Origin of the sequence: Natrinema zhouii, from assembly GCF_013456555.2 — an archaeon.
GTDB classification, from domain to species: domain Archaea; phylum Halobacteriota; class Halobacteria; order Halobacteriales; family Natrialbaceae; genus Natrinema; species Natrinema zhouii.
On record NZ_CP084884.1, the window covers coordinates 203,637 to 214,999 of the forward strand.

9 protein-coding genes and 2 pseudogenes are annotated in these 11,363 nt (G+C 57.5%); 8 read left to right on the forward strand and 3 right to left on the reverse strand.

What is annotated here, in order from left to right; genetic code table 11:
* Nucleotides 1-388: 388 nt before the first annotated feature.
* The 5 genes from HYG81_RS43405 to HYG81_RS43425 all read left to right on the forward strand — a co-directional run bounded on the left by HYG81_RS43405 (nt 389) and on the right by HYG81_RS43425 (nt 5,683).
* Entirely contained in the window at nt 389-1,633 is a 1,245-nt protein-coding gene (locus HYG81_RS43405; protein WP_226778569.1) for an ABC transporter substrate-binding protein, read from the forward strand.
* Nucleotides 1,634-1,643: 10 nt separating this feature from the next.
* Entirely contained in the window at nt 1,644-3,677 is a 2,034-nt protein-coding gene (locus HYG81_RS43410) for an ABC transporter permease (RefSeq protein ID WP_226778570.1), read from the forward strand.
* Complete coding sequence (locus tag HYG81_RS43415) at nt 3,670-4,437, forward strand: ABC transporter ATP-binding protein (RefSeq protein WP_226778571.1); 768 nt, start codon at nt 3,670-3,672, stop codon at nt 4,435-4,437. The genes HYG81_RS43410 and HYG81_RS43415 overlap by 8 nt, the downstream gene beginning before the upstream one ends.
* Nucleotides 4,430-5,152 carry an ABC transporter ATP-binding protein gene (locus HYG81_RS43420; protein WP_226778572.1) on the forward strand — a complete coding sequence of 241 codons (723 nt, stop codon included), beginning with the start codon at nt 4,430-4,432 and terminating at the stop codon, nt 5,150-5,152. The genes HYG81_RS43415 and HYG81_RS43420 overlap by 8 nt, the downstream gene beginning before the upstream one ends.
* Before the next feature lie 132 nt (nt 5,153-5,284).
* Nucleotides 5,285-5,683: a universal stress protein gene (locus HYG81_RS43425; protein WP_226778573.1), complete on the forward strand. Its 399-nt coding sequence runs from the start codon at nt 5,285-5,287 to the stop codon at nt 5,681-5,683.
* A gap of 170 nt (nt 5,684-5,853) precedes the next feature.
* Here HYG81_RS43425 and HYG81_RS43430 read toward each other — a convergent pair whose 3' ends face one another.
* The 3 genes and pseudogenes from HYG81_RS43430 to HYG81_RS45515 all read right to left on the reverse strand — a co-directional run bounded on the left by HYG81_RS43430 (nt 5,854) and on the right by HYG81_RS45515 (nt 8,906).
* The gene (locus HYG81_RS43430; protein ID WP_226778574.1) at nt 5,854-6,606 is read right to left on the reverse strand and encodes an IclR family transcriptional regulator; all 753 of its coding nucleotides are present in this window, start codon (nt 6,604-6,606) and stop codon (nt 5,854-5,856) included.
* A 527-nt stretch (nt 6,607-7,133) separates the two neighbouring features.
* Entirely contained in the window at nt 7,134-7,757 is a 624-nt protein-coding gene (gene rdfA / locus HYG81_RS43435; RefSeq protein WP_226778575.1) for a rod-determining factor RdfA, read from the reverse strand.
* Nucleotides 7,758-7,918: 161 nt separating this feature from the next.
* Nucleotides 7,919-8,906 (reverse strand): annotated as a pseudogene (locus HYG81_RS45515) (IS630 family transposase).
* Between the two features lie 677 nt (nt 8,907-9,583).
* Here HYG81_RS45515 and HYG81_RS43455 point away from each other — a divergent pair.
* From HYG81_RS43455 to HYG81_RS43465, 3 genes and pseudogenes are all read left to right on the forward strand, one after another.
* Entirely contained in the window at nt 9,584-9,775 is a 192-nt protein-coding gene (locus HYG81_RS43455; RefSeq protein WP_226778576.1) for a DUF8027 family protein, read from the forward strand.
* Nucleotides 9,776-9,847: 72 nt separating this feature from the next.
* Nucleotides 9,848-10,141, forward strand: a pseudogene (locus HYG81_RS43460) (hypothetical protein); the annotation flags it as partial.
* Nucleotides 10,142-10,435: 294 nt separating this feature from the next.
* Nucleotides 10,436-11,293 carry an MBL fold metallo-hydrolase gene (locus tag HYG81_RS43465; RefSeq protein ID WP_226778577.1) on the forward strand — a complete coding sequence of 286 codons (858 nt, stop codon included), beginning with the start codon at nt 10,436-10,438 and terminating at the stop codon, nt 11,291-11,293.
* The last annotated feature ends 70 nt before the right edge of the window (nt 11,294-11,363 follow it).

The following is an 11,363-nucleotide window of genomic DNA, read 5'->3' on the forward strand; positions in this document are numbered from 1 at the left end:
CACCGGGGTTGATTCCGCAGACATCGAAGTCCACTCGAGGACGGCTATCGACTGATCCTTTCAGCGCGTGTTCGAGTGCCGTTCGAAGCCACGGTGCTTTCGAGACGCACGAGTCTGGAGTCTGCTGAACGAAACTGTCGGCCAGCAGTAGAAGGAGCAGCGACGAACTCGACCACGTAGGTTCTCGCACGAGCGTGTTCTCGTCCCGACGGCGACTCGAGTTGTCGAACGACTCTGCGACGGGAACATCCGCAATTAGCGGTATCGAACGTTCTGATCGCCGACCTCCGTCCCACAGTTAACTGTGAAAATTGGCTTCGTAAATACCGTCGCCGTCCGAAACAACCTAATGTTTATTATGAATTGGTGTACAGTGAATAGCACACCCATGCGAAGGGAAACCAATGGTGGCAGTGACAGTATTGTATCCGGCTCCTCACGTCGAACGTTCCTATCGGCCGCTGGCGCAGCGGGTGCAGTAGCACTCGCCGGCTGTGCGGGTGGTAGCGGGAGCGAAACGGTGACGATCGCGAGCCTCAACCCGATGAGCGGGGCCTACAGCTCACTCGGACCGGCACAGCGCGATGGCGTCGAACTGGCCGTCGATCAGATCAACAACAGCGACGAGTTCGACTACGAGATCGAGGCGGTGTACGACGATACCGAGACGGAAGCCGGGGCCGCATCTCAGGCAGCCCAACAGGTCGTCCAGCAGGAGCAGACCGACTTCGTGTTCGGCGCCATCTCCAGTTCCGTCGCGCTGGGACTCAACGAGTTCGCCAGCGATGCGGAGTTCGTCTATTTCCCGGGTGCGGCAGCCGTTCCGATCACGGGCGAGGCGTGCAACGAGTGGGTATTCCGCTTCGAGACGAACACGGCTCAGATCGCCGAGGCAATCTCGGCGCACACCGTAAACGAGATCGGCTCGAACGTCTGGTTCCATATCGCCGACTACGCCTACGGGGATTCGGTCTACAACCGGACCAGTGAGCGAATGCAGAACGCGAACAGCAACTTCACCGAGGTCGGGAAGACTGAGTCCAGCCTCGGTTCCTCGAACTTCGGCTCGTACATTAGCCAGATCAGCGGGTCCGACGCCGACGCAGTCATCCTCGGCATGACCGGTGGGGACCTCGTCAACTTCGTCAACCAGGCTGCAGATCAGGGTCTCACCCAAGAGAAGGCAATCGTCGGTCCGACGATGTCGTTCAAGAGCGCGCGTGCGGGGACGGGTGCCGGTGCGGTCGGTACCTACGGCGGCGTCCGCTACGATCCCTCGATCGAACTCGGCGACAACCAGCAGTTCGTTGAGGCGTACCAGGACGAACACGACGGCGTCCCCGGGAACTTCGAGCGGGTCGGCTACGAGTCCGTCCGCCTGATGGTCCGAGGCATGCAGGAAGCTGGGAGTACCGACCCCACAGACGTCAGAGACGCTCTCGAGGGGGGGACGTTCACGACGGTCCTCGGAGACATCACCCTCCGTGAGTCCGACCATCAGGCCACCAACCCCACCTGGATGGGCGAGATGGTCGAGGGCGACGGCGACATGGCCGATGTGAACCTCCTCAGCAAGGTCGAGGGCGAGAACACGCTGCCAACCGGCTCCGAGCTAGGCTGTGAGCTGAACTAGAGCGCTAACAATGACATTCGTAGCAGACTTCGCCGAACAACTGATCAACGGCATCACCCTCGGGATGGTGTACGTCCTGTTAGCCGCGGGACTGTCCATTATTTTCGGGGTCATGGACGTCATTAACTTTTCACACGGGGAACTGTTTGCCCTCGGTGCGTATTTCGCAATCAGCATCTCCAGCGCGCTCGGGGTCGGACTCGGGTTCTGGACAGCACTGGTCGTCGCACCGCTTCTCGTCGGCGTCGTCGGTGTTGCAATCGAACGATTCACTGTTCGACCGCTGTACGGCCGGAATCCCCTGTATCACATCCTCCTTACCTTCGGGCTCGTCCTCATCATTAACGACCTGATCAAACTAATCTGGGGGACCCAACAGCGAAATCTCGGGGTGCCGGGCTATCTCAGCCAGCCGCTCGGTATCGCCGGCATCCAGGTGTCCCTGTACAACTACTTCATGATCGCGTTCGCAGGGTCACTCGCGCTCGGGGTCTATCTGTTCCTGAACCGGACCAAATACGGGATGATCGTCAGGGCCGGCTCACAGGACAGACAGATGGTCCGCAACGTCGGTATCGACATCGACAAGTATTACACGCTCGTGTTCGGTCTCGGTGCCGCACTCGCGGCCGTCGGCGGGATCGTGCTCGGCGGCTACCAGAGCGTTAGTACCGGGATGGGCAACAGCGTCATCATCCCTGCGTTCATCATCGTCGTTCTCGGCGGACTCGGGAGTTTCCGCGGTGCCGTCTTCGGTGGCCTTCTCGTCGGCATCATCCGCACGATGACGCGGACGTACGGCGGCACAGAGTTCGGCGACATCGCCGGCATCACTCTCTCGCTACCGGACCTGGAGGGCCTCACCATCTTCCTGTTGATGATCGCCGTGTTGCTAATAAGGCCACAGGGCCTGTTCGGTGATCCGGAGTTCCAAGACGGGGGCGGTGAAGAGGGTGACCTCCTGACCGGTGCCGGCGGCGGCGTGTTCACGGAGAGCGTCCGGATGAAACTCGGAGCGGCAGCGATCGGCCTGCTGGCCATCGTCCCGTTTGCCATCCTCTTGACTGGCAACGACTACTATATCATCCTCCTCAATCGCGTTCTCATCATGGCCATCTTCGCACTAAGTCTGGACATCGTCATGGGTTACACCGGCCTCGTCCCGCTTGGACACACTATGTTCTACGGCGTCGGGGCATACGCGGCCGCGCTGGTGATGATCCACTACACGTCGTCGTTCATCGTCGCACTCCTGGGCGCGATCGTCATCTGTGCGCTCATCGCGTGGATCGTCGGGAGCCTCTCGATTCGGGTCTCTGGCGTCTACTTCGCGATGATCACGCTGGCGTTCGCCGAGTTGTTCTACAACGCGGTGTTCAAGTTCCAGTTCACCGGGGGCAGCGACGGATTGCTCGGCTGGGACCCCTTCTTCGGAATCGCCGGTGTCGGTGCCGAGCTCGGCGATATCGAACTGCTGATCGCCGGACTCGAGATCACGCCGAACGTCGTCTTCTACTACACCACGCTGATCTTGGCAGTCGCATCGCTCCTGTTCGCCCGTCGATTCATGAACGCGCCGTTCGGGAGCGTCCTCCAGTCTATCAGCGAGGCCGAGGAGCGTGCCGAGTTCATCGGGTACGACGTGACGAAGTACAAACGCCGCGCGTTCGTCATCAGCGGCGGGATAGCCGGAATGGCGGGTGGCCTCCTGGCCGTCAAGCCGAGTACGTTCATCATCTCACCGGACCAGACCCTCGCGTGGATTCACTCGGGCGAGGTTATCGTGATGACGCTCCTGGGCGGCATGGGGACGCTTTTCGGACCGATGATCGGCGCCGGCGTCTTCATCGGTGCCGAGGACATCCTCTCGTCCTACACCGAGCAGTGGCGACTGGTGATCGGTACCATCTTCGTGCTGTTCGTGCTGTTCGTCCCGCGCGGGCTCGTGTCGGTCCCGTCGCTGCTTGTTCAGCGTCGCCAGCGGACGGAAAGTGACAATACATCGGTCGGACTCGAGGACTCAGAGGTGAACACGAATGACTGAGACAGTACTCCGAACGGATGGCTTGACGAAACGCTTCGGTGAACTCACCGCCGTCGACCACGTCGACCTCGAGGTCGAGAAAGGAGAGTTCCGGAGCGTTATCGGCCCGAACGGCGCCGGCAAGACGACCACGTTCAACCTCATCACCGGCGCGCTCATTCCCTCCGAAGGGATCGTGCGCTTCAACGGCACGGACATCACGAACCTGCCGCCACACGAGCGCGTTCACCACGGCGTCGGTCGGTCGTTCCAGATCACCAACGTGTTCGGCGGCCTCACCGTCCGCGAGAACGTCCGTCTGGCCGCGCAAGCAGTGTACGGTGACGACATCAGTCGGCGGGAGGCGATGTTCCGCGATAAGGACTCGTTCGATGAACTGACCGATCGGACTACCGAAATCCTCGACGAGATCAGCCTGCGTGACCGTGCGGACGAGCACGCGGACACGCTCGCGTACGGCGACCAACGCCGTCTGGAAATCGGTCTCGTGCTCGCGACGGATCCGGAACTAGTTATGCTCGATGAACCGACCGCAGGCATGAGTAGCGAGGAAACACGAGAAACGATGGCACTCATCAGTGACGTCCTCTCGGACCAGTCGCTGATGCTCATCGAACACGACATCGATCTCGTCATGCGCGTCTCTGACCGGATCACCGTCCTGACTCGCGGGCAGGAACTCGCGAGCGGGACGCCGGAAGAGATAGCCGACAACGAAGACGTCCGCGATGCGTACCTCGGAGGTGCTCTCGATGAGTGACCCACTGCTCTCGATACAGGACTTGCGCGCCGGATACGATATGACCGAAGTATTGCAGGGGCTCACGCTCGAGGTCGAGCGTGGCTCGGTCGTCTCACTCGTCGGCCGCAACGGCGTCGGCAAAACGACGACGCTCCGATCGGTCGTCGGCAACCTCATGCCGACCGGCGGCTCGATTCAATTCGACGGGGACGATATCACGACCCTCGACACCGAGTCGACCATCAAGAAGGGGATCGCGTTCGTCCCGGAGGGACGCAGGGTATTTCCTGGCCTGACGGTCCGCGAGAACATCGAGATGGGCCACATAGGCGTCGACGCGAGCGACGGGCCGTCGGTCGACGAAGTGATCAACATGTTCGAGAACCTCCGGGAGCGCGAGGACAGTTACGGCTCGATGCTCTCCGGCGGCGAACAGCAGATGGTCGCTATCGCGCGTGCGCTGATCGCCGATCCCGAGCTGCTCCTGCTCGACGAGCCGACTGAAGGGCTCGCGCCGTACATCGTCAGACAGATCGAGACCATCATCGAGGACCTCAACGAGCAGGGAATTACCGTGCTGGTCGTCGAGCAGAACATCCCGGTCGCACTGGGTGTGTCCGACTACACGTACATCCTCGAGAAGGGGCATATCGTCCACGAAGGACCTTCCAAGGACGTGAGCGAGAACGGCGACGTCCTCGACAAGCATCTCGGTGTCGGGCTAGCCGACTAACGGTCCGCTCCGACGATGCCGTTCTGATAGCATCTCTGTGTGACCGGATCAGTGACGGCAGTCCGATACCGGCCGCTCCCGGTCTGTGGGGCGGGCGTTACTTATTTGAGATCCGTCTGAGAATAGGCGTATATGAACGAGATCGTACTCGGTATCGATCAGCATGTCGAACGCGCAGCCGCCCAGGCCAGGACAGTTATCGACCTGTTTGACGTCGACGACACCCGCGCGTACCTGCTCCACGACTTCGTAGACAACCCGGAAGGTGCATCCGTTACACAGGTCGACGCCGTAAAGCGCGCACAGGAGCGACTCGAGGACGCTGGCGTGGTGGTCGAGCTACGGGAGGGAAGCGGTGATCCGGCGGAGTCGATCCTCGAGACCGCCAGCGAATTCGATGCTGACGCGATCTGTGTCGCCGGACGCAATCGATCCCCAGCAGGCAAGGTGCTGTTCGGGAGCGTAACCCAATCGGTCGTGTTGAACACCGACCGACCGGTTCTCATCTGTAGCGAGGCGGAGACGGCATAGCACCGCTCTGGACTTCACCAGCAATCTATTACCACTTCGATAGCAGACGGTATCCGTATCTGGTGTTCGGAAGGATAGAACAGGTCGCTGAGAGAATAGTTACCGCGATCGCCGGGAAGAGAGGGTATACAGAACGGATCCGCCCCGAGCCTCCGTTCGAGTAAATAGAACTACCGGTACGAGAAGTTAACGCGCAGTTCTCCGGAGATACCCCGGACCAGATTCGCGAGTTCGTTTTCGATGCGATCGCTGTCGAGGCGGTTGGACGGGCCGGAGATGCTGATGGCTCCGTAGGAGTTCCCGGCGTTGTCCGTGAGCGGAGCGCCGACGCCGGAGACTCCCTGAAGGAACTGTTCGGATCCAAATGCGACGCCGCGGTCCTGAATCTCCTCGAGTTCTGCCTCGAGCTCCGCACGGGTTTTCTCGTTGCCGAGCGGATAGTCGTAACTATCTAAAATTTCCGTTCGCCGCGCTGCCGGCAGGTTCGCGAGGATCGCCTTTCCTGCCGCTAACTGATAGAGTTCGATATGGTGGCCGATTCGAGCATTGGTTTGAATGCCGTGTTTTCCCGCTGATTTGGCGATGAATACGGCCTTCCCGTTCTGTTCAACGGTCCACCAGGCCTTCTCGTCTGTTTCCTCGGCGAGTTCGTTGAGTTTCGGGAGCACCTCGTCGTACATCTCCTGGGTCTCCTGAACCATCATCCCCATATCGAGCAGGCGGAGACTAAGACGGTACTCCTGCGAATCGTTCTGGACGACGTATCCCCGGTCCTTGAGCGTCGCGAGGTGGACGTGAACGGTGCTCTTGGGCATATTCACTGTGTCGGCGAGCTCCGTTACGCCGGCTGACGTGTGCTCTTTGAGCGCTTCCATGATATCGAGCATCCGTTCGTCCGAGCTGACCGTGTTGTCAGTCCCCATGGGAAGTGGGAGGATTCCAGACCAATAATTCTGTTCATTGCTGTTGAATATGCTATGAGACGCCTTGACAGCTCCCTTTTTGATGCGTTCAAAGCGGCCATAGTACCAGCGACACGCAATCATCGCTGGTTTTCTCGGAACGAGCAGGGACTGGCAGAGAATTGAGAACCGGTGACAGCTATACGGTTCGGTGATGGGAAACGCGGTAACTGGCGCTCAATTCAAGCTATTCGAATCGTACTGGAAGAAGAACTTAGCCTGTGCGATTACCGTATTTTCCTCTGGCCGTGACAGCACGTCGCTAGCAAAGATATCCAGAGAAGATCACGACGGTAGTTGTGTCCATCTGAGACTGTATACCATTCACCACGGATGAACGATCGGATGCAGTTTTGACGGACAGGCTTCTACGATAGCATCACTCATGAAATTACAGTTCTAGCTCTGTAACACCAACGACTCGAACGAGGTCGTTACTGATCAGCGTATCAATACCGAATCAGCGAAGAGCTCGTCAGGAAGAAGGTTCACTTTTTGGAATCGCACTCACACCCTCCATCATTGAGTAGTTTGGAAATATTCTTGTGGGACCCACAATCAGTACAGAGGACATTAATTTCGACGAAGATGTCGAATGAACCGAGTGTGAATATGTCCGTCTTCCTGAGATTTGAGAGGGTCGTCTCTACGACGGCGACGAGTCGACCACGAAGTCCGTTTATCGTCTGTCGAGCGGACTCAATTCGATCACCGGCCTCGGATCCTTTCTCTACACCTCTTCCCTTTGTCAGGTATGTGTGGATGGCCTGATGCGTGACGAAATCTCGCTGCAACTGTTCAACGTCAACACCGTCATGCTCGAGTGTTTTTCGGACGTGTACTTGTTCGCCGCGACTCACGTCTTCGTCTCTGAGAGTGCGATAGATCGTGTCGATATCGCCGTCGAGGCGTTGTTGTGCGGTCTTAGCCAGCGCACTGCGGAGTAGCTCTTTGTTGAAATACTCTGCGAGCTCACGGAGGCTGTAGGACTCTCGGTCGTCGCCGACCCAATATTCCTCGAGCTTCTGTCCTGTTCCGCCGAGCGAATACCGATTCATAACCTTTCCGACTTTGTATCTGGACGTTCCGCCCGAATTCGGAGAGTCAGCCATTAGCGAGTCCTATTCCGGCGGGAATATTAAAGGATGCTCGTTGCCCCTTCAAACGGTACCCATCGGAATAATCTCACTTGGAATTCCCTAAACAGTTGCAGTAATCATTACCTGATCATTGCCGGACTGATGGCTATTTTCGGCACTGTCTATAGTAGACGTTAGAAATAATCACCCACTATAGGAATAGAGAGTTGGTCAAGAGCGGTGTCGATTGCTGTTGTGAGTTCAGTCAATGAATCAAAGAACCGATTGCTAAGATTCGCTTGGAGTTGTCTCCAGCACTCCTCGACCGGATTTAGCTCAGGAGAGTACGCCGGTAACGTGACAAAGGCGAGGTCGTCGCGGACCGCTAGGTCCGTGACGCCGACGCCTGGAAGTACGGCGCACCATCTAGCACGATAATCAAATCGTCTTCGAACTCTTTGCATAAGGCGAGAATTAAATGTTTTGCGTGTTCGGCGGTGACGTACTCTTCGAACCGGGAGAAAAAGCGATCACTGTCCTCGGTGATCACGCCCAACAAACACGTCCAGTCGCGTTGTCCAGACAATTCGACGGACGGCCGCGTGCCGCGCGGAAACCATGCGGCACGCGGCTCAACTTGCACAGATTTCTTGGTTTGATCGATACAGACTACTGTGGCGTCCATCTCCCGCTGCTTTTTTTGAGTTCCTCGCGGAACGTTTCTTCCACCTCAGCATCTGCTTCAGCGGCTGTACGGCGTGGTTTTTGATAGGTCAATCCCGCTTCTTTGAGCAATCGCCGGCAGCTCGGGATTGAGTACTCGACATTGTATGTTTCGTCGAGATACTGCTGGACGAGCGCCGGCGCGTCAACTCCAACGTTCACTGGTGGTTCGTGAACCGTTTCTTCGAATTCTTGTTGCTCTTTTTCCGAGAGTTTTCGTTTTCTCCCAGATCGGTGAGCATCAGTAACGGCCTGCTCAAGCGACTCGTCAGTGTCGAGTCGCTTAAGCCAACTGTAGATTGTTCGTCGGCCGGTGTCGTGCCACTCTGCTAGTTCGGTCTGTGTCACACCGTTTTTGTATGCAATTGCTGCTAATAACCGCTGTGTCGGCTTGTTTCCCTCGACGTTGTCGAGAGCATCTTGAAGTTCTTCGACAGAGATTTCGTCGAGATGGTCCATTAGTATACGCAACATTTCTTGGGCGGAAAGTTCTAACGGTTACTATAGAAAGAGGAAGGGTACAACAGTCGAAGTGAGTTCATTCGTGACGTGCTTCGAGACGCGATCAAGCATCCCGATTTCAACCGAGCGGATTTGAAGGCGATGCTCGCGAGCGAAGTCGACATTCAGTAGAGGAACACGGGAACGAGCGACGACGTGAAGGCGGATCACGGACTGTCCGGGAACAGCGACGATGAGTGAAGAGTGAGATTGGGAATTCACCAATACAGCAGACCGACAGTTCGACGGCCTCGACGAATACGCTCAAGACCGAATCAGTTCCAAACTGGACGAGATCGTCACGGATCAGTGGCGCGACCTGATTGATTATCTCGAACCACTCGAAGGTGTCCATACCAGAAGCTCCGAATCGGGCCGTTTCGCCTCAGGTATCGTGTTGCTCGGAGTGACCAGACCCTCTACGTGCTTACGATCACCAAGCGCGGTGGCGACGCCTGCCGGGGAGACGATGACTGACAGTCTATGAACCCCCTCGACGGCGATCCATATGCATTGAGATGACCAGTCTCAACTACTGCTAACGCTGATGGTAGCGAGCCTCGACAGCGCCGAACCGCGGGCGGCGGTCGGAACGAGCACCGGGCTATAAGACCATTGGCGTACTGTGTTCTCATATGCCAATACCCGGCTACGATCCGGAAGATATTGACGAGATGCTCGAGTCGCGCCTCGGAGACGACGAGATCGAGAGCAAGCTGACCAAATCGGAACTCGGGCGCTACCGAGCCGGCGACGCGATCCTGATGGACCTCCTCGACGAGGAGGAAATCGAGCGGGTCCGCGAGCGCGGGGACGGCTCGAGCTGAGTCGAAACCGCCAAATACGGCGGGTCAGACCGGATCGAGACCCGCTTCGTCGCGCAAGACGTCGATGTACTTCCAGAACCCCGACTCGAGGCCGGTGGCTACTCGATCGAGGATCCGCGAACCCGGCGTGCATTGAGCGAGGAGATGATCGTCCAGTTCGCCAGGGTGGGCTCCATCTACGAGATTGTCAGCGAGAGCGGGAACACTTACGAGGTTGACGTTGAGACGGAGACGTGTACCTGCCCAGATTGGGAACAACGCCAGCCCACTAGTGGGTGCAAGCATCTCAGACGTGTTGATCTCGAGATTCGAACTGGAATCACCCCCAGCTCAGATGGACATTCAATCGATAACAGTAGTTGGTAATCCGATTTCTCTATTTAGAGTTGGTCAAGAAACGTTTTGAGACTTCTACGTGGATCTCATCAGGTTTGAAGTACAAACGGAAGTGCCAGCTGCACTGTTCGTCTCTGCAGGCGGATACCACCACATCGGGGCGAACACGTGGAATCACCGATTCAGGCCAGTCGGCGGCAGAGGGCTGACCTGGTTCAAGGTCGTTCTCCCAGAAACAGAGACACTTGACGTGATTCGAGAGCGATACTTTAGAATCGGTGATCTGGGCAAACGTACAAGCGATTTTGTCCCCTACAACGTCTTATGGAGGTTACTCTCGTCGGGACTGGAAGCCCAGTCCCGATTCCCGAGCGCGGTGGCACGAGTATCGTCGTCGACCTCGCCGACGAACGCGTGTTGATCGACTGTGGGCCGAAGACCGTCTACGGTCTCATGGACGCGGGAATTCGCTTCGGGGAGATCGAGACGCTATTCTTCACCCACCACCACATGGACCACAATGCATCGTTCTTCCACTTCGCGTTCACGAGCTGGACGGAGGGCGGGCGTGAATCACTCACCATCTACGGACCCGACGGCACTGACCGACTCGTTAACGCGCTGTACGTCGTCTACGCGGAAGACATCGAGTACCGCCAGGACATCTACTCGACCGACGGCATCTCGAATATCGAGACCGAGCTGGTTATGGACAGCTTTAGTCGCCAGATGGACGGCTGGGAGGTCGCTGCACTCCCGGTCAAACATTCGATCGAGACGTACGCGTATCGGTTCGACGAGCACGAGACGGGTTCATCGTTCGTCTTCTCTGGCGATACTCGGAAGATCTCATCGCTCTCCGAGTTTGCCGCGGACGCGGACGTCCTCGTGCAGGAGTGTAACACTGCACCAGTTGATGAAGACCGCGTGCCAGACGAGGACGACACGTTCGTCTGGCCACAGCATGCAGAGGGAGAAAAAGGCCTAGACAGGTCTACGTTGACTGCAAACCACTGTGATGCGACAGATGCCGGTGAAATCGCGCAAGATTCCGGTGTCCAGACGCTTGTTCTCACCCACATCATGCCGTACCGCGACCTCGAGGCAATGCGACAAGACGCTGAATCAGTCTTCGACGGAGAGGTGGTCGTCGCCGAAGATGGACTCACCCTTTCTCCATAGTTCACTCAGTCCGCAGTCGGATAATAATTCTATCCGGATCAGGTATCTCTCTGAAGTTGGCAGTGACTAT

Excerpts from the sequence above, each read along its gene's own strand:
- HYG81_RS43405 (WP_226778569.1), top strand. The coding sequence starts at position 389 with ATGCGAAGGGAAACCAATGGTGGCAGTGACAGTATTGTATCCGGCTCC.
- HYG81_RS43410 (WP_226778570.1), top strand. The coding sequence starts at position 1,644 with ATGACATTCGTAGCAGACTTCGCCGAACAACTGATCAACGGCATCACC.
- HYG81_RS43415 (WP_226778571.1), top strand. The coding sequence starts at position 3,670 with ATGACTGAGACAGTACTCCGAACGGATGGCTTGACGAAACGCTTCGGT.
- HYG81_RS43420 (WP_226778572.1), top strand. The coding sequence starts at position 4,430 with ATGAGTGACCCACTGCTCTCGATACAGGACTTGCGCGCCGGATACGAT.
- HYG81_RS43425 (WP_226778573.1), top strand. The coding sequence starts at position 5,285 with ATGAACGAGATCGTACTCGGTATCGATCAGCATGTCGAACGCGCAGCC.
- HYG81_RS43430 (WP_226778574.1), bottom strand. The coding sequence starts at position 6,606 with ATGGGGACTGACAACACGGTCAGCTCGGACGAACGGATGCTCGATATC.
- rdfA (WP_226778575.1), bottom strand. The coding sequence starts at position 7,757 with ATGGCTGACTCTCCGAATTCGGGCGGAACGTCCAGATACAAAGTCGGA.
- HYG81_RS43455 (WP_226778576.1), top strand. The coding sequence starts at position 9,584 with ATGCCAATACCCGGCTACGATCCGGAAGATATTGACGAGATGCTCGAG.
- HYG81_RS43465 (WP_226778577.1), top strand. The coding sequence starts at position 10,436 with ATGGAGGTTACTCTCGTCGGGACTGGAAGCCCAGTCCCGATTCCCGAG.